We start from the raw sequence: 17,175 nt of genomic DNA on the forward strand, positions 1-17,175 counted from the left end.
AATAACATTAACGGTGAAAGAAAAACGAATAAGACAGTGATGTTTAGCAAAACACGAAAGAGGGAGATCTATGAAGTCATTGTCTTCGACATTGAAATCGAATTATCTCGGTTATTTTGAGGTGGCGGCTCTGTCCTTGGCGATGATTGCTCCCACCATGGCGATTTCCTTTAACACGCCGTATGCCGCCCAAGCTGATGGCGCAGCGGTGCCTCTCGCCTTTCTCGCTGCTTTTGTCGGTATTGGCTTAGTGGCGGTGTCGTTTTTCGAATTTTCAAAAGTGCGGCCTCATGCTGGCTCTCTATATGCGTATAATTCTTTAGGTCTGGGATTAAAGGCCGGATTTTTGTCGGGATGGCTTCTTTTAGGAACCTATGTGACGTTTACTGCAAGCACGGCGGCGATGTTTGGCTATATTGCTCAAGTTCTCTTACAAAATTTTGGCCTGAAGCCGCCATGGTATTTAATGACTTTGGGTGCTCTTGGTTTATCAACTTATCTTGCCTATAAAGATATTCGCTTATCGGCACGGTTTGCCTTGATCATGGAAGGCCTTTCGGTACTTATTATTACGGCTTTATCCCTTGTCATTGTGGTGCACGGGGGTGCTGGGGGCAATTCCTTTAAACCATTCGAGCCGAATTTGAAAGGATGGTCAGGTGTCGGCTTCGCAACCGTTTTTGGTCTTTTGTCATTCGCCGGTTTTGAAGGCGGGGCGACACTTGGCGAAGAGGCTAAAAACTCGCGCAAATTGGTGCCGTGGGCACTCTTTGGAACTGTTATCGTAGCTGGAACATTTTTTACGTTCGGCAGCTATGCGCAGACCATTGGATTCGGACTTAATCATATTAAAGCCTTTCAAACGTCAGGAGCGCCGCTTAATGATCTTGCCCATCGGTATTTAGGAGATGTGGCGGCCATTGCGGTCGATGTGGGGACGACCATTTCAGCATTTGCGTGTGTGCTGGGGTCCCTAAATGCCTCGGGGCGTGTGTTGTTTGCTCTGACACGGGACGGCACAGTAGGAACATCTTTTAGCGTAACGCATCCAGTGCACCGAACCCCTTATAAAGCGATTTTTCTTGTCAGTGCTGTCTCTTTTGTGATTATCACGGCGATGTATAATGTGGGTCCGAGCAATATCTATGGAGAAGTCGCAACGTTAGGCACATTAATGTTGTTAGTGGGATATGTTTTGATCAATATTTCGGCCATCCGCTATTTCCGTACCCACTTTAGTTGGATTCGTCACCGGATTATTCCGGTGCTCGGGGCCTTGGCGATGTTCTGGCCCATTTACAGTTCACTCTATCCGGTTCCAGCCTATCCCTATAATATTTTGCCCTATATCGCCTTAGTCTGGGGTGTGCTGGGCTATGGGATTGTCCATCTTAAGCTCAAAAAAGATCCCGCTCATGCTGAACGCATGTTGCAATTGGAAGAAGAAGCAGGCTGATGGAATACCGATAGACGTCTCAACAAAGCCTCTCACCATGATTCCGTGAGAGGCTTTGTTGTTGGCTGCGAGGAAGGGGCTAAATATTGATTGAGCGGAAGTTGTGACAAGACTCCGACAATATGGTTAACTAGATATATTAGAGAACCTTCACGCCTATCGTGCTGGTCGTCAGTGTAATTGAGAAGCCATACGGGGCCGCAAAATGGGAGATTTTCGATTTCTATGTCAGCTAGCTTACACGAACATAGATTGAAGTAGATGAAGGATATGTCCAGTACTGGTTAAAGCGGAAAGGACCATCATATGATTTATGGGATGATCGGACTGGGTGCGATGGGACGAGCTATGGCAACCCGTTTAGTTGAAGCCGGATACAATCTGGTCGTGTATAATCGTACGCTGCCCAAAGCAGAAAAATTTGCTCAGCAGTATCCCTCGCAGGTGCAAGTGGCCTCATCTCCCCGTGAACTCGCCGAAAAGAGCCAGTGGATATTCTCGGTCGTCACCGATGATCTGGCGGTCGAACAGATTGCCGGGATGCAGCATGATGCTCACGGTCTTTTGTCAGCTCTGGGTCCTCAGCATATTTGGGTTGATTCGAGCACGATTAGTCCTCACTTAAGCCGCACAATGTCGGACATGGTGGCCCAAAGGGGTGCAGTGCGGCTAGAGGCACCGGTGGCTGGCAGTGTGGATGCGGCCAGGGCTGGAACGTTGCTCATGTTTATCGGAGGATCCCAAGATGTTCTGGAACAGGTTAGACCCGCATTAGAGCATTTAGCTGCACGCATTGAGTGGGTTGGTGAGGTGGGGCAAGCTTTAGCGTTAAAACTCGGAATGAATTTGAACCTGGCTCTTCAAATAGAAGGGTTTGTGGAGGGAATGATGATTGCGGAAAGTGCGGGACTTCCTCGTGAAAAAGTCATGCACTTCATGCTCAATTCGGTTATTGCCTCTCCGGCATTGAAATACCGAGTACCATTGGCTCAGAATCCGCCTGATGAACCGTGGTTTACGATCAAACTGATGTTGAAAGACTTGAATCTCGCATTAGAACTAGCCAATCAGCATGCGACGGCTATACCTTTAACCAGTATGACCGCCGATCTCCTGAGACTGGCCGTGCGTCACCGCGTAGGAGATGAAGATTTAGCCGAACTGATCAATTATATGTCAGCCCTTGTCGGCTCACCGGAAGGACATATGGCGCGAAAAGACGGGAATGACAAGTGAATTGGGTGTACGCTAATAATTAAGAGAAGCCACGCAAAAGATTATGAGGATGTATCACCCTTTTTATGCGGGTTTAGTGATAACTTGCGGTTTTAGCCCATGTTACTAATGGGTCATTGAGGAGAAAATTTATCATCATGGCAATGAATCAGTCATTGAAACAATGGATTATTTCCGTTTATGAATCCGCACCCCATTGTCAATAATTTGCTTTTTGTCCCTAACGAAAGGATTTAGTCCGATGACATCTTCCTATCAATACCTGATTGTTGATATTCGCCATCACATATTGGACATTAGTCTCAATCGTCCCCAATACCTTAATGCACTCAACGATGGTATGCTACAGGAATTAGCCGAAGCACTCGAACAAGCCCGTAATGATGATGATGTTCGAGTTGTTATTTTATCAGGAACTGGAAGGGGATTTTGCTCAGGTCAGGACTTAAAGGAACTCGCTGCCCGCGGCGGTGAGGTCAATATTCGAGAGCATTTAACCCGTTATTATGATCCTGTCATCATGACGTTATATCACATGCCAAAACCGACTATCGCCAAGGTTCAGGGTATTGCTGCCGGAGCGGGAATGTCTTTAGCCTTGGCCTGTGACATTCGACTAGGATCGGAGAATGCGCAATTTGCACAATCCTTTGTGAAAATTGGCCTTGTTCCAGATTCCGGATCGACTTATTTTTTGCCTAAATTGGTTGGCTTGTCCAAGGCCATGGAATTAGCTCTCCTTGGAGATATCATTAGTGGAGAACAGGCATATAGCATGGGGTTATTGAATCGCTTGATTCCTGGTAAGGAGTTAGATAGTGTGACCTGGAGTTGGGCGGAGCGTCTGGCTCAACTGCCATCCGTCACGTTAGGCATGATTAAAGAGGCCATTCACCACAGTCTCGATCATTCTTTGTCTGAACAACTGCAAATTGAACAAGAGCTACAAGACCGAGCTGCGTCCACCCAAGCGCATCATATTGCGGTGCAATCATTTTTGGAGAAAACAAGATTTTAGAATCAGCATCTAAAGTTGTTCACCGAGTGTTAATCACAATTAAGGAACGAGCACGGCACGCCCCATTATTTGTCCCCGGTCTAACATTTCTAAAACATGGGGAGCATCTTGCAAAGGAAACTGTGTGGCCGTAATTTTGACTTTTCCTTGGCGATTGAGTTCCATCAGTTCAGCCAGCTCGTTATAAGTTCCCACCAAGTTTCCAACAATATTGATTTCCCGGTTGACAAATTCTAGGGTTGGAACGTTTACGGAACCGCCATAACCCACTACTGAATAAGTCCCCCCTTTGGCGAGCATAGCGAGAGCAGTTTGAGGCGTCCCCGATTCTCCAACAAAATCCAATACGACATTGACACCATCTTTGGCCAGTGACCGCACGCCCGATACTCCACCATCCGTTCCGGCTAAGACGGTGTAATGGGCTCCAATTTCTTCGGCGAATTGCAGGCGGTCTCTTTGGCTGTCTACCGCAATAATGGTTGCAGGGGTGAGGGCGCGTAAAATTTGTACCGCAAAATGACCTAATCCGCCGATACCGATGACAACAACGCGGGTTCCCGGCACCGTTAACGGCACCAATTTTTTTACGGCGTGATATGCTGTGATGCCGGCATCGGCAAAGGGGGCTAGAGGAACAGGATCGGTTCCGGGCGCTAAGGGTATAACGGCACGCACCGAAGTTTTCAAATATTCTGCGTAGCCGCCATCTGTGCCGTCCAGTCCCGGAAAATGGCTATTCGTACAGTGCATATCTTGTCCCGCCCGGCACGCTGGGCAAATGCCACAAGACATGAGTGGGTGCAAAATGACGGGATCACCTTTGTGCAGGTGTTTCACTCCCGAACCTACCGCTTCAATCCATCCGGCATTTTCATGTCCAATGGTGTAAGGGAGGGGAGGATTTCCCAACGCATCTTTCCAAATCCCATCGACAATGTGCAGGTCGGTGCGACAAACTCCTGCGCCGCCGATTTTGATAATGACGTCGGTGTCAGACTCAATTCGCGGCTCTTCGATATCATCGATGGTAATGGGTTCATGATAGGCATGAATACGTCCAGCTTTCATTTGTAGCCCCGTCCTTTACGTGAAAGATGTGAACGATGATAATTAGCCTATTTCACGACAAACAATTCAATGAATTGCGACAATGGTTGACAAATCAATATGTCTGTGAGAATCTCAATAAATTTATTTTTGCTTAAAAGGCTTAGGGTTGAAAGAAATGCCTTTCTCCCAAACCCACCTACGATCATTATACAAAATAAAGGAACATTTTTTATCAAACAATCTTCATGAGTATACAGGGGAATCATCTAACCCAAGTGAAGAACACCCCATTATTTTAATTAATCATTAAGCCCCGCGGGAATGAGAGAGCACCGACTCCCTGGAGATGTCCGAGTCTGAGGCTGTCGCGTGAGGTGTAAAAGACAGGTTCATCGCAAGGATTAAAAGTATCCATAAAGGTGCTGAATTGGGATCGGTGGCAACGGAGCCCCAAAATCCAAAATCCATTCCGACCACCCACCATAATACCCACCATAAGACGGAGAGGCTTATGAGTAAACGAGATAGGGGCATGACCAACCATAAGAGCGTGAACACAAGAAATGCGGTAAGAAGCAGTGCGTTACTGAGTTGAGGATTATGGCTGGTGAAGATGATGACATGTTGAATCAGGGTGTTTAGTGAGGAAATCGGCAATGACGTTTGATTCATTTGCAGACTCAAAGCTAGTTGCCGGGGATAATCAAATGTCATGCGCATTTGCATGATGCTAGCCAATGTCCATAGACCAATCAGAATCCAGCGTGTGCGGGATAGGAAGCGGGCTTGTGTCCAATCGGAATCGGGGCGCCATAACAAATAGGCAAAGAGGGCATAGAAAAATACCGATCCGGGACTGCCGGTGATGGCATTCGCTAAGGGAGTCAAAATCATGCCCATGCCTTCTCCCCAAATCCATACAACTAGACTCCACACCAAAGATAGTCCTAAGCCCGTTTTTTCCCAATGTTTTATCGGCAATGCGATGAGGAGCCCAATAATAATTTGGATAATGGCAGCGAGCAGATTGGCGATTACGGCATGTTGGGCCCATAGATTGATGCCCCAATGCATAATGGGATGAAGCCACTTGGGCTGGTCAAAAAGATTTGGTAAGAAGACTTGAGTGATCAAAGAGTTTGTGAACATGGCGGGCTTTAATTGCAAGAACCCATCGAAAATCCACAAACCACTGACAGCGTACTTGATAAGCAAACGTCCTTGCATCAATCCCACGTCCTTCAATGCCTTTTTGTAGAAAGATACGTAACGTGTTGTGACACAGATCTCTCAGGATGAAAGACTCCGAGGAATTGTTGCAACGAAAATGGACTTTTCTTCCTTTGCTCTTCCTTTCGTTGGATTTAACACCAAATCCTAGCTGAATTGAGGTTGAAGGACAAGCCAAGATTTTTTGATTTATGCCAAATATGAGGGCCAGTGATTTTTGTCACAGTTGATTGGTACGTGAACCTGTACATTGATTGCGAAGCGACTGATGAAGGATTTTAAGAACCCGGAGAAATCAAACGTCCTTATGCGCTCTTTGAAGGGAAGGGATTAATATGCATCGATTTCCTGAATCTCAATGGACCATGCATTATTTTACGGTTAGTATGATTTCATTGTTGCTGGCTGAGATCGGCTGGTTTATGGGCTGGGGAAATCCTCTTAAGAATTTGGGGACGCCCTCAGTATTAGTTCTAGTTCATTTGACTACTATTGGTTTTTTGAGTCTAGCTATGTTAGGCGCTTTGCATCAGTTTTTGCCTATCATCACGCAAACCGAATTATCCAGTCAACGCGGTTCCGCTTTCACACTAGGGAGCATCATATTGGGGTTAGCCGTAATGATTGTGGGATTTTTAGCATCGCCCGGCGGAACGCTGCCTCAAGTTCCCTGGATTTTACCCCTAGGCGGGACCATCGTCATTATTGGCGTTCTTGTAGCATTAAAAACTCTGGGAACCATTCTCCAACGATCATGGCCTTGGACACTGCCTACGTGGTTTGTGGCTACGGGACTAGGATTTTTGATATTAACGATATTTGCTGGCGTGTTTTTATCCTTTTCTCTAGTGGTTCCTTCATGGTTTAGCTCTTCGGCTCTATACGTAATCGGTGGGAGAGGGTTGGCTGCTCACGTGATCGGAGGCATGGGCGGCTGGTTAACATTAACGGCCATGGGTGTAAGCTATAGACTGTTAGGGATGTTTACGTTATCCAATGACCCTAGGGGATGGTGGGGATGGACTGCCTACGTGTTCACAGCAGTAGGGATTTTGGCTGTGTGGATATCCCGTTGGGTTGGCGCGAATATCGTCGCCGAAGTGGCATGGCTTGTGGTGCTTGTGGGTTTAGCCACTTACTTGGTGGATATTGGAAGGTTGTATCATCGACGTAAACGTCGGAAATTAGAGTTAAACGCGCGCTATGCTGTGGGTCCATTTATTTTTCTGAGTATTTTGCTAATATCGGCAATTTTTATTCCCATAAGTGGTCAGTTTACCGCCTTTGATTTGGGTGTGGTATTTCTAGGGCTTTATGGCTGGTTAGGAGGACTAGTCTTGACCCAGCTCTATAAAATTGTGCCGTTTCTCACTTGGATACACGTTTTCGGAAACCAAATAGGTCAAGGGAAGATGCCGCGGGTTCAAGATTTAGTTGACGAGAAGCGTGATCATTATGCCTTTTTTCTCTATTTCATTGCGACATTTGTGGCCGCTGTGGCTCTCGCACTGGGATGGTTTGCGCTTTTTCGGATTTTCATGTTTGGAATGTGGATTGCAACCTTGGATATCACTCGTGCGTTATATCATGCATCTTTGCCCTATCGGAATGCCAAACGGAAAAATGATTCGACAAACTCGCTATCAAGATCGTTCTTCTAATCACGAGAGCCTTGGCAGCAGCGATCCTTGTCATCGGCAACTATTCAAGTACAATCTACCAGTGGTCTAATTCTCACGGATGGCGGGAACGGCCCGTTTTGCTTACAACTGGGCCTTGAATCAATGGCAGCAGCAGTCTGAGGCATGGAAGGCGGATTCCTCGTTGCCCAAGCCGTCGGACGTCGCTTTACGGCGTCAACTGAATGCGATTCAGCGCGAGCAGTTTCCTTGGATGCTAGATATCACCAAAAATGCGCCCCAGATGGCGATCATCCACTTGGGCCAAGCGTTTAAGAATTTCTTCGCCGGGACAGCCGCATATCCCGAAGCTGGGGTGGGTGTGAATGCATGAAACGTTGCGGTTCGTCGGGAAAGTCGTGGAGGGAACTATCTCACGCACCGCGGATCGCTGGTTTCTGAGTATCACCGTGGAGATTCCCGATCGGCACAGTGTCCGCCGCGAAAACCAAGCGGTGGTCGGAGTGGATGTGGGTGCGTCCGCGTTGGCTACCCTCTCGACCGGAGAGAAGGTTGTGGGACCGAAAGCTTATGCCGCGACGTTGAAGAAACTCCGCCATGTATCTCAACACTTCAGTCGCCAGATGGAAGCCGCTAAAGTCCGCGCCGGACTGAAGCCCGGCGAACCCATTCCGAAAGGAATGCGCATCCCCCGGTCGGAGACCATGCGGAAAACCCAACGGCGCATCGCTCGGCTCCATGCCCGGATTGCGAATATTCGGGCCAATACGTTGCATCAACTGACGACCGATCTCGTCGAACGTTTCGATGTCATTGCCATCGAGGATCTGAACGTGGCCGGGATGCTCAAAAATCACCCGCTAGCCCGGTCCATTGCCTTTGGCGCATTCCGACGCCAACTCGAATACAAAGCGGCCCAACGCGGCAAGATGGTGGTTGTGGTGAGCCGCTGGTATCCCAGCAGCAAAACGTGTTCGTCGTGTGGATACAAACTGCCGAAAATGCCGCTCGCTATGCGGGAGTGGACGTGCCCAGAATGTCATACGCGCCACGACCGCGACGTGAACGCGGCGATCAATTTACGTCGAGTGGCCGAGAGTTCGGTGAGGGGCTCCTCACCCGTTCCGGCGTAAGCCGGACTGCTCGGTGATAGTCTGGGGAGCGCCCTCCGGTGGACGACCGGCCAATGACCCTAAGAAGCCGTGGCGCGATGAACCAGAAAGGTGGCAATAGAATTGATCAGGAATGGTCAGAAATGAATAAGTCCATCGGAACGGTACGAAGGATTGTGGCATCAAGCCTCTCATCTGTTATGTTTCTTTCGTGAGGTAAAACAAAGAAATTTGGTCTATGGAGATTAGGGGCTTAATATCGAGTGCCTATTGAAAGTCAGATGACATTGACACCTTAAAATCGGAAATTCATCTTGTAGGATACTTCAGTACGATAAGTTAGGATATTTCAGTACGATAAGTCAGTTAAAGCGAAGACAAAAGAGATGGTTATCGGGCAATAGGCCTTGGCGATATTCCTTAAATTACGCTCGATGACGGGAGAGGAAGAAGCCTCGTTGGACAATAATCTGGTATCCCATTAAGGCTACATGGATTAATGGCCAGAAAACAATTACAATTCCCGCGATGGCTATAGGTTCCCGGATTTGTTGCATCATGCCCCAAACTATTAGGGCACTGATGACAAATGCCAATGAAGCGTTGATAATTGGCAGTAAATGGGAATTAAATCGCTGGGCCATAAAAAATGCGGAAAATTCTTTATGACGAATCTGCCTGACCATGACAAGGGAGAGAAGAAATGGAACAATGCGCGATTGATAAGTGAAAACGAAAGTGGTTGCACCGAGAACTAGTAGGGCAATTGTTAAGGAGGGGTCGTATAATAATTCTATTGCGGCCATTAGCCACAAAAGCCATCCTAATGCGACGCCGATGAAAACCGTATCCCACTTAGGAGATTGATGGTGTTTCGACAAAGAATAGATTTGCCACAATACCACAAGTGCGGTAAGGGTCCAAATCAGAGTGATGGGGAGTGCAAGAGTCGGTATCCATCTTCTTGCAAATTGCAAAATCCATCCAGTTAAAGCAAGAACGATGGGTAGCCACGGTCTGAGAGTATGCATTTTGGCCAGAGAAAACATGGGAAGTAATTTGATTTGAACGGCTAATACGAGCATAATAATCCAGCCGACCCAGGCTGCATTCAAGTGCTCTGGCAATAGGTGTAGGTAGCTCGTGAGCCCACTTAAACCTAAAACCATGGCCAAGCCGAAAATCCATGTGAGATTAATCGAAAATAATGCGATACAGACAGTCCATGTTAACTCATCCCAAGGACGTGTTGAGCTCATGATGCGATTTAGAGCGAAAATCGTAAAAATCACAATACTAAGAGCCATCAGCAATGCTCCGAAAGGGAGCAGCATTGCGTGATGAGCAGAGAAGCCTAAGAGAAACAACAGCAGACCAACTCCATAGACAAGAAAGTGAGCAATCATGAATGAAGGCGATGCAGATACCACGTCAAAGACGACCGGTAACCATTGATAGAGCACTCCAAACATGGTCATGGTGAGGAATCCTAATGTAAGCATGTGTACGGTAACAATGGTAAAATTTGTCGTTAAAGCGTTCTCCAACAACTGCGAAGGTCTTAACCATAAACTCAAGCCCACCGCACAAATGCTCAACCATGCGGCCACAAAAAATAAGGCGGGTCCTATTAAGTGAGGGGACTGGCGAATATTGATGGTCGGTTTATATTCTCCAGCATGTTTCTTCATTGTCTCAATGTCCATGACTTAACCTCAACTTCCTTCAGTATTCGACTACTTTTATCTTATTGTCTGAAGCGATGGAGACTGTGTCATTTATCACATTGCTAGATGGAAAACAAAAAATATGAATTCTGATGTAACAGCCTATTCGTTGCGAATGAAAGCAGAGACTAAATGGTCAGCGATAGCGCTTGCTCTTTTTTAGAAATTTATTTGAGTGCTCTGAATTTGTGAATTGAGGTATCTTTAGCCTTGTGATCAGAGTCACAACCGCGTGCGCAATGTTCGTGTAATGTTGTCGTAAAGATTATTGAGTTATCGATAGCATTTCAGAATAATGGGGGGAAAGGTTATGGAACCCGTGGTGGTCGAAGTTAAAAGTATTTTAAAACAAGGTCTGTCATTATTTGGATATATGATGAATACCGTTAATCAGCTTGAGCCCGGCCAAAGTTTGATTGTTAAATCTTCGTTTAATCCGCGTCCTTTGGTTTCCCAAATGCGTCGACGCGGCTATCGCATTGAGCAAGAAAAGATTGGCAAAATGATGATTACCACTTTTATTCCCCAAAATCTGAGTCATGATCAGAATCGTTCTCATTCGGGTAACTTATCACGCTATGAGATCCGTGTGGATGGACCCGAAGTATTGTTAGACAACCGGGGACTGGTTCCACCAGAACCCATGCAGCGAACCTTGGCGACTCTTGAGGAAGTGCCTTTAAACAGTGTCGTTGTTATTCACAATGATCGCATTCCGGTATTCTTATTGGAATATCTCGATGATCATGGTTTTCCGTATGAAACCATGGCCCAAGACGATGACTCGGCGATAGTCCGCATACTCAAAGTTCATTAAACCCAAGACATCACGGTGACGGAAAACGCTATATCACAAATATTGAAAGGGAAATGGGCCAATTCTGTTATCGCCTGAACCTCGCTTCTAGGCAATCAGGTTCCGGCGTGCTCATTGCTTGTCGCCGTGGCGAAAAAGTAAAGATGGCCTTTGTCGGCCTTGCGGGGTGTTATAATATTATTTAGAAAATAATCCCTTTCAGAAAAATTTCCCCGTGCCATTGTACCGAAGAAAAGGAGAGGATGTCTTGAGTTGGCGTTCCGAACGAAAGAGCAAAACCATCTCAGAGGAAGTCGCCATCAACCCCCTGTTTGCGCGCCGGGGAGAAGAATCGGTTCCCCGATACCATCTGGCGGAAGAAGGCCTATTGCCGGAAACTGCCTATCAAATTGTCCATGATGAATTGACGTTAGACGGCAGTGCCCGTTTAAACTTAGCAACTTTTGTGGGCACCTGGATGGAAGTGGAAGCGCAGAAACTGTATGTGGAAGCGGCCAACAAAAATATCATTGATAAAGATGAATATCCTGAAACCGCGGCCATTGAGGAACGGTGTCTCAAGATCCTTGCTAATTTGTGGAATGCTCCAAATCCTGAAGAAAGTCTTGGGGTTTCCACTACCGGTTCATCAGAAGCCTGTATGTTAGGCGGTTTGGCTCTAAAAAGACGATGGCAGCTATCTCGTCGGCAACAGGGAAAGGATACCCTTCATCCTAATATTGTCTTTAGTTCTGCGGTGCAAGTGGTTTGGGAGAAGTTTGCTAATTATTTTGAAGTGGAACCGCGTTATGTCGATATTACCCCTGAACATCCCTATTTGACGCCAGAAGGTGTGCTGGATGCAGTAGACGAAAATACTATCGGCGTGGTACCAATTTTAGGGGTGACATATACGGGGAGTTATGAACCTGTTGCCAGTATTGCGCATGCTTTAGACGATTTAGAGAAACGTACGGGCATGTCTGTTCCCATTCATGTGGATGCCGCATCGGGAGGATTTGTGGCGCCTTTTTTGCAACCCGATCTGCTATGGGATTTTAGACTTCCTCGAGTGCATTCTATCAATACTTCGGGCCACAAATATGGATTAGTTTACCCCGGATTAGGATGGATTCTCTGGCGTGATCAGACGCTATTACCAAAAGAATTAATCTTTAATGTGTCCTATTTAGGAGGGAGTATGCCCACTTTTGGGCTCAATTTTTCTCGACCCGGTGCCCAAGTTCTCCTGCAATATTATAATTTTCTGCGCTTGGGACGTCAGGGCTATCACATGGTGCAAAAGGCCTGTCAGGATGTGGCCCATTTTTTGTCACAAGAAATTGGAGCCATGGATCCTTTTGAACTAATAACTGACGGATCAGATTTACCCGTTTTCGCATGGCGAAAAAAACCGGAAGAGCATCCTTTATGGACATTGGAAGACTTGTCTTTTGTGCTGCGCGAACGAGGATGGCAAGTTCCCGCTTATCCCTTACCCGCAAAGATGCAAGATATTACGATTATGCGCGTTGTGGTTCGAAACAGTTTTTCCATGGACATGGCACAGCTCTTTTTAGATGATTTAAAACGGGCTGTGGGGTATTTGGAAGGGCTCGATCATCCGTTTCCGCAAGCACTGCGACAACACAAAGCATTTCATCCTTAGATAGTCCTGGTCAGATGGAGGTCAATGGGTAAGTGTAGAAAATCGTCCCGGCTCTATAAGCCATCAAGAACTGTCCAATTTTTGAGGTGTGTGGCATCAAGAACGGTGATGTAACCATGACCATGGCTAATGAGATGATTGGAGGAGAGTAAATGGAGCGTTCGCGTAATCGTTTCTCGTTGAACACCAAGCATCCGTGCAAGTTCTTCGTGTGTAATGCGAATATGTGGACCCATTCGTTCTGTCAAGAGACTTAAAATGCCCGCAACTTGGGCGGCAACCGGGCGGCCTTTGGTATCAGCTATGGTTTCTTGAACAAGTCTTAAACGTGTTGCTAGCGTGCGGCACAGGGCTATGGAAAATTCAGGGATTTGATGTTGGAGATTCGTTACGTGATCTCTTGATATCCACAAGATGCTCGTTGGGGTTTCCATCGCTTTGGCCGTAGCAGGGTAGGGACTTTTATCCCAAAGACCGGCGATGCCAATAATGTCTCCGGGTAACCAAATTCCAGTCGCAAAAACGTAGCCGTCAGAACTAGTTCGTTCCACCGAAATCCGTCCTTCTAAGACAATCCAAAGACCAGTAGTTTCCTCTCCTTGATAAAATATTACTTCTCCTGTGGTAAATTTTCGGGTCAGGCTTGACGCTTCTAAGATGGGAACAGGGATAGAAGATAATAACGGGATTTGATTCGGTAACACGCGTCATCCCTCCGGCATTTATATCCATTGATATGCGATAATTAGCGAGCGGATCAGTTTTGATACCCTTATCAGGACTTGCTTTTAAGAATAACACGCGAATCGACGATTGCGCAGGATGGGTCGTTTACCAATCACAAGGTTGTCGAGTAGTGATGGTGTCCAGTCTTTTGCTGGTACATGGCATGATCCGAGCGTATTACCGCTTCATCAAAGTGCCCACCCATGGGCTCCCAACTCCAAACCACACTGATGCCGAGATTTATAACATGCCCTGGAGAGATGGTGAAGGGGACTGTTTCAATAGCCTCTTGAATACGCGAAAGGATTTGGGCACCATCATCAGAGTCTGTGCCAGGAAAAATCATCACAAACTCATCACCGCCAAGGCGAATGATTTGATCCTCTGGGCGGCAAATATTTTTTAAACGAGCAACGGTTTGACGCAAAATATTATCGCCGGCTGCATGTCCAAACTGATCGTTAACCTCTTTAAATCGGTCGAGATCACAAAACAAAAGTCCTAGAGATGTCGATTGGAGTAGGGATGTCGCATAAATCTGTCCGAAGCTGCGAGTCATTGCCCCGGTTAATTCGTCGACTGTCAGTTGTTGATGGGTACGTTTGACTTGTTGGCGCAGTTCAAACCTTGAACCTCCCCGCCCTAAAGGACGGAGATTCTGGGGGAACCCCCGTGGCTGCGTCGCGGGTCGTGAGACCCTCGGAGTGACCCTCCTGACTCGCCACCGCTTATCCCGCCAGCAATTTCCCGGGGCTCAGCCGGACTACGCCTTAACGCCCTTTTGAGAAGGACGGGACGGCGATACGTGATCCGTTGGGGTACCAAGAACTCCCCGGGGCGAATCGCCCCATGCATCCCCTTGTTGAGGATGTTCACCGCCCCGACGCCGTCGCGGTGCGCCCGATAGCCACAGGCGCGACAACGGTAGGTGCGGCCCGCCACCTTGGTGAGATGGCCACAATGCGGACACGTTTGGGACGTGTACGCCTCACGGATTTTTACGAGCTGGATGCCATGTCGACGAAGCTTGTATTCCAAGTATTGTTCTAACCGCCCGAACTCCAGCGCCCCCACCTCTTGGTTGGTCCGCCGGGATCGACGGTGTCGTTGGTGGTGGTTGAGGGTCCCAAGATCCCCCACGTACAAGAGGGTGATGCCGTAAGCGAGACAAAACGCGACGATCTGATTGGCTGCATGATGCAAGGCGTTGCGGGCGACCCGTTCGGCTTTCTGGCTGGTGCGGTATTGGGCGCGGTTCAGACGCTGGCGTCGTCGTGACCCGGGTTGCGTGCGAGCCCGTTTCTTGCGGAGTTTGGCTTGGGCCTTGGCCCGACCCTGCTTCACGGACCGCAAGCCCCGCCCGGAAATCGCCAAGGCTTCTTGGCCATCCGTTACCATGCCCAAATGAATCACGCCGATATCCAGCCCTCCGGCTTTGCCAGACGCCATGGGCACGGGATCGGGAATCTCACGGGTGATGGTGATGTAGAGTTCCCCAAAGCCCAACTCGGCCTGGACCACCCGCCCGGGAGGCATCGCCTCCGGAAGATGCACCCGAATGGGTTCACGCCCCCGTCCGCGGGGTAAAAGCAGATGCGGGCCTTGCCTCTTAAGCGCTTGGCCCTTAAAGATGGGGTTAAAGTATCGGCGGAACCGCCAGGGATACCGGGCCTGCTGATCCCCGTTCTGCCGTTTGGTGCGCACGCCGTCAATCGTCGCGCAGAATTTCTCGATGAGGGCTTGGACGATTTGCGAGTGGAGCGGGAAGCGTTGCTTGAAATGCGCCTTGAGTTGGGATTCCGTCGGCCACGGCCAATGCCGCCGCCGACAGAAACGATGAATCTTGACCAAACGCGTCCACAAGTCCCCCGCGGCGCGGCGCGCTGCCGACGCTTTGTCCCATTCCGTGGGGGACAGAGCAACCCGATAGGTGAAGACCGTCGTCTCTTGCACGGAGCACCCCCCCCTTTCTTGACGAACCGTTACGGTAATTATACGCGTGGTCTATGGTGAAAACAAACGATGACCGAACGGGCCGGCATGGTGTGTTTCACTGACATGTTCACTGGGTCTTTGTGGCCCAGTATCGGCGGTGGGTCTTGACGCAAGACATCGTGGAGGACCTGCGGACCATGTTTGCCGATGTGTGCCGGGACTTTGAAGCCCCTTGAGAGGAATTCGACGGCGAGCGGGACCATGGGCATTTGCTGATCACCTACCCACCTAAGGTCGCCCTGTCTCGACGGGTGAATAGCCTCCAAGGCGTCTCATCCCGCCTGATCCGCCAAAAACATGACCCCCTATCGAGCGAGCGCTATGGGGCGGCAGCCTCTGGTCCCCCAGTTATTTTGCCGGATCCGCAGGCGGAGCACCTTTGTCGATCATCAAACAATACATCGAACAGCAGGAAACCCCGGATTGACCCCTACGGGGTCAGCGCCTGATATCTCCGCCCTGCAGTCCGGAGTTTTACGGCGCATCCCGATAAAATCGCCCAAAGAAATAATCCGCCAATCCAAATTGTCGGATAATCAGTACGGTGATGTTGAATCCACCAAATGTCATGCACGAAAAGTGCAGTGGTCAATAATCCAGCTAACATGTAGATTACGCTTTGTTTCCGTGGCCGTTTCCAAAACGAATAGATACTCAACCCCACAATGGCTGTGGCACCGCCACCATAAATCAGAACTTTGACGACGATAATCGCCCAACTAGGATGAACGATGGCGATCCAAAACCCGTCGGGAATGGGTTTGAGAACAGGATTCCATGCAAGTCCGGGGAGATTAAGGAGAATGAAAAAAGCTATGCCAATAACCCAGAGGACAGCAAAATGGCGCCATTTACGCAGGTGTAATAATGCCAGTTGGGCATCAATGACAGCGACTTCGGTAAGATAGGCAGTGGGGAGAAAAAACCGGCTCCAGATGCGAGCACTCTCTTCGTCTTGGCTCATCAACAACAAGGCGAATACCGCCCAAAAGATACTCCCTAAAAACATAATCAGAACCACTGGCCTGGCGATACGGTCCCAAAAGCTACCCCAATAGCTTGAAATTAAGGCTCCGGATACTAAGTAAACCAAAGACGTCGCCCAAAGAGGAACGATAGCCCAAGGCATCGATAAGTGATCCATGACACTTCTCCCGCGTCTATCAAATCGTTTTCATAATGCCATTCTTTCGAATAAACATCTACTACACAATCACAAAAATGTTGAAACATTCTTGATGTCAAAGAAGTGGCATGGGTTTTTCAAAATCCTCTTGCCATTTTACAAGACGAAAAATCCAGCGTTTAGGCCCTTCTTCATCCATATGAACACGTCCACCTGGCCGCAGTTGTTGAAATTCCTGGATGAAGGGAGCGGGATTGTGATTGGCTTCTAAAATGAGCGTGTCGCCAATTGTGAGATTGTCAAAGGCTTTAAGTAAATGCCAATGACGGTGTTTAGCGGGAAATTGAGATACTTTTTTCTGGTAAATCATGAAGCACCCCTTCTTTGGTAA

Annotated in this window: 16 protein-coding genes and 1 pseudogene; 9 read left to right on the plus strand and 8 right to left on the minus strand. The window is 48.2% G+C overall.

Annotated features, from left to right (window positions below):
* Positions 1 to 70 precede the first annotated feature (70 nt).
* The 3 genes from AOA63_RS14215 (at position 71) to AOA63_RS14225 (ending at position 3,710) form a co-directional block, all read left to right on the plus strand.
* Positions 71 to 1,456: an APC family permease gene (locus AOA63_RS14215; RefSeq protein WP_053960323.1), complete on the plus strand. Its 1,386-nt coding sequence runs from the start codon at positions 71 to 73 to the stop codon at positions 1,454 to 1,456.
* A gap of 306 nt (positions 1,457 to 1,762) precedes the next feature.
* Positions 1,763 to 2,692 carry an NAD(P)-dependent oxidoreductase gene (locus tag AOA63_RS14220; protein ID WP_053960324.1) on the plus strand — a complete coding sequence of 310 codons (930 nt, stop codon included), beginning with the start codon at positions 1,763 to 1,765 and terminating at the stop codon, positions 2,690 to 2,692.
* A gap of 241 nt (positions 2,693 to 2,933) precedes the next feature.
* Positions 2,934 to 3,710, plus strand: coding sequence for an enoyl-CoA hydratase/isomerase family protein (locus AOA63_RS14225; protein WP_053960325.1), 777 nt, complete (start codon positions 2,934 to 2,936; stop codon positions 3,708 to 3,710).
* Positions 3,711 to 3,749: 39 nt separating this feature from the next.
* Here AOA63_RS14225 and AOA63_RS14230 read toward each other — a convergent pair whose 3' ends face one another.
* Positions 3,750 to 4,781 carry an NAD(P)-dependent alcohol dehydrogenase gene (locus AOA63_RS14230; protein ID WP_053960326.1) on the minus strand — a complete coding sequence of 344 codons (1,032 nt, stop codon included), beginning with the start codon at positions 4,779 to 4,781 and terminating at the stop codon, positions 3,750 to 3,752.
* Between the two features lie 288 nt (positions 4,782 to 5,069).
* A complete protein-coding gene (locus tag AOA63_RS14235; RefSeq protein ID WP_053960327.1) occupies positions 5,070 to 5,990 on the minus strand; it encodes a hypothetical protein in 921 nt (306 codons plus the stop codon).
* Positions 5,991 to 6,328: 338 nt separating this feature from the next.
* Between AOA63_RS14235 and AOA63_RS14240 the strand changes: the two genes are divergently transcribed.
* From AOA63_RS14240 to AOA63_RS19060, 3 genes are all read left to right on the plus strand, one after another.
* On the plus strand, positions 6,329 to 7,654 hold the full coding sequence (locus tag AOA63_RS14240) for a hypothetical protein (RefSeq protein WP_053960328.1): 1,326 nt from the start codon (positions 6,329 to 6,331) through the stop codon (positions 7,652 to 7,654).
* Between the two features lie 79 nt (positions 7,655 to 7,733).
* A complete protein-coding gene (locus tag AOA63_RS19055) occupies positions 7,734 to 8,006 on the plus strand; it encodes a helix-turn-helix domain-containing protein (protein ID WP_197648397.1) in 273 nt (90 codons plus the stop codon).
* Complete coding sequence (locus tag AOA63_RS19060; protein ID WP_082343991.1) at positions 7,999 to 8,766, plus strand: RNA-guided endonuclease InsQ/TnpB family protein; 768 nt, start codon at positions 7,999 to 8,001, stop codon at positions 8,764 to 8,766. Before AOA63_RS19055 ends, AOA63_RS19060 begins: the two co-directional genes overlap by 8 nt.
* 404 nt (positions 8,767 to 9,170) lie before the next feature.
* Here AOA63_RS19060 and AOA63_RS14250 read toward each other — a convergent pair whose 3' ends face one another.
* Positions 9,171 to 10,436, minus strand: a complete 1,266-nt coding sequence (locus AOA63_RS14250; RefSeq protein ID WP_139061623.1) for a hypothetical protein — start codon at positions 10,434 to 10,436, stop codon at positions 9,171 to 9,173.
* A 346-nt stretch (positions 10,437 to 10,782) separates the two neighbouring features.
* Here AOA63_RS14250 and AOA63_RS19065 point away from each other — a divergent pair, with 346 nt between their 5' ends.
* Both AOA63_RS19065 and AOA63_RS14260 read left to right on the plus strand, forming a co-directional pair.
* Positions 10,783 to 11,289 carry a DUF2249 domain-containing protein gene (locus AOA63_RS19065; RefSeq protein WP_082343992.1) on the plus strand — a complete coding sequence of 169 codons (507 nt, stop codon included), beginning with the start codon at positions 10,783 to 10,785 and terminating at the stop codon, positions 11,287 to 11,289.
* A gap of 247 nt (positions 11,290 to 11,536) precedes the next feature.
* Positions 11,537 to 12,937 carry a glutamate decarboxylase gene (locus tag AOA63_RS14260; protein ID WP_053960330.1) on the plus strand — a complete coding sequence of 467 codons (1,401 nt, stop codon included), beginning with the start codon at positions 11,537 to 11,539 and terminating at the stop codon, positions 12,935 to 12,937.
* 53 nt (positions 12,938 to 12,990) lie between these two features.
* Here the strand turns inward: AOA63_RS14260 and AOA63_RS14265 are convergent, their stop codons facing one another.
* The 3 genes from AOA63_RS14265 to AOA63_RS14275 form a co-directional block, all read right to left on the minus strand.
* Entirely contained in the window at positions 12,991 to 13,641 is a 651-nt protein-coding gene (locus AOA63_RS14265; RefSeq protein WP_053960331.1) for a Crp/Fnr family transcriptional regulator, read from the minus strand.
* Positions 13,642 to 13,775: 134 nt separating this feature from the next.
* The gene (locus tag AOA63_RS14270) at positions 13,776 to 14,282 is read right to left on the minus strand and encodes a GGDEF domain-containing protein (protein WP_347474806.1); all 507 of its coding nucleotides are present in this window, start codon (positions 14,280 to 14,282) and stop codon (positions 13,776 to 13,778) included.
* A gap of 23 nt (positions 14,283 to 14,305) precedes the next feature.
* Positions 14,306 to 15,616 (minus strand): RNA-guided endonuclease InsQ/TnpB family protein, encoded by a 1,311-nt coding sequence (locus tag AOA63_RS14275; protein WP_053960333.1) that lies wholly within the window; start codon positions 15,614 to 15,616, stop codon positions 14,306 to 14,308.
* A 53-nt stretch (positions 15,617 to 15,669) separates the two neighbouring features.
* Between AOA63_RS14275 and tnpA the strand changes: the two are divergent.
* Positions 15,670 to 16,085 (plus strand): annotated as a pseudogene (tnpA, locus tag AOA63_RS19070) (IS200/IS605 family transposase).
* 3 nt (positions 16,086 to 16,088) lie between these two features.
* On the opposite strand, the gene AOA63_RS14285 reads toward tnpA, so the two are convergent.
* Positions 16,089 to 16,802 carry a hypothetical protein gene (locus AOA63_RS14285; protein ID WP_053960335.1) on the minus strand — a complete coding sequence of 238 codons (714 nt, stop codon included), beginning with the start codon at positions 16,800 to 16,802 and terminating at the stop codon, positions 16,089 to 16,091.
* A 97-nt stretch (positions 16,803 to 16,899) separates the two neighbouring features.
* The gene (locus AOA63_RS19420) at positions 16,900 to 17,154 is read right to left on the minus strand and encodes a DUF2249 domain-containing protein (RefSeq protein ID WP_053960336.1); all 255 of its coding nucleotides are present in this window, start codon (positions 17,152 to 17,154) and stop codon (positions 16,900 to 16,902) included.
* Positions 17,155 to 17,175: the final 21 nt, after the last annotated feature.

It is taken from the genome of Sulfobacillus thermosulfidooxidans, from assembly GCF_001280565.1.
Classification (GTDB): Bacteria; Bacillota; Sulfobacillia; order Sulfobacillales; family Sulfobacillaceae; genus Sulfobacillus; species Sulfobacillus thermosulfidooxidans_A.

Excerpts from the sequence above, each read along its gene's own strand:
- AOA63_RS14225 (WP_053960325.1), top strand. The coding sequence starts at position 2,934 with ATGACATCTTCCTATCAATACCTGATTGTTGATATTCGCCATCACATA.
- AOA63_RS14235 (WP_053960327.1), bottom strand. The coding sequence starts at position 5,990 with ATGCAAGGACGTTTGCTTATCAAGTACGCTGTCAGTGGTTTGTGGATT.
- AOA63_RS19065 (WP_082343992.1), top strand. The coding sequence starts at position 10,783 with ATGGAACCCGTGGTGGTCGAAGTTAAAAGTATTTTAAAACAAGGTCTG.
- AOA63_RS19055 (WP_197648397.1), top strand. The coding sequence starts at position 7,734 with ATGGCGGGAACGGCCCGTTTTGCTTACAACTGGGCCTTGAATCAATGG.
- AOA63_RS14230 (WP_053960326.1), bottom strand. The coding sequence starts at position 4,781 with ATGAAAGCTGGACGTATTCATGCCTATCATGAACCCATTACCATCGAT.
- AOA63_RS19060 (WP_082343991.1), top strand. The coding sequence starts at position 7,999 with ATGCATGAAACGTTGCGGTTCGTCGGGAAAGTCGTGGAGGGAACTATC.
- AOA63_RS14215 (WP_053960323.1), top strand. The coding sequence starts at position 71 with ATGAAGTCATTGTCTTCGACATTGAAATCGAATTATCTCGGTTATTTT.
- AOA63_RS14220 (WP_053960324.1), top strand. The coding sequence starts at position 1,763 with ATGATTTATGGGATGATCGGACTGGGTGCGATGGGACGAGCTATGGCA.
- AOA63_RS14285 (WP_053960335.1), bottom strand. The coding sequence starts at position 16,802 with ATGGATCACTTATCGATGCCTTGGGCTATCGTTCCTCTTTGGGCGACG.
- AOA63_RS14240 (WP_053960328.1), top strand. The coding sequence starts at position 6,329 with ATGCATCGATTTCCTGAATCTCAATGGACCATGCATTATTTTACGGTT.
- AOA63_RS14250 (WP_139061623.1), bottom strand. The coding sequence starts at position 10,436 with ATGAAGAAACATGCTGGAGAATATAAACCGACCATCAATATTCGCCAG.
- AOA63_RS19420 (WP_053960336.1), bottom strand. The coding sequence starts at position 17,154 with ATGATTTACCAGAAAAAAGTATCTCAATTTCCCGCTAAACACCGTCAT.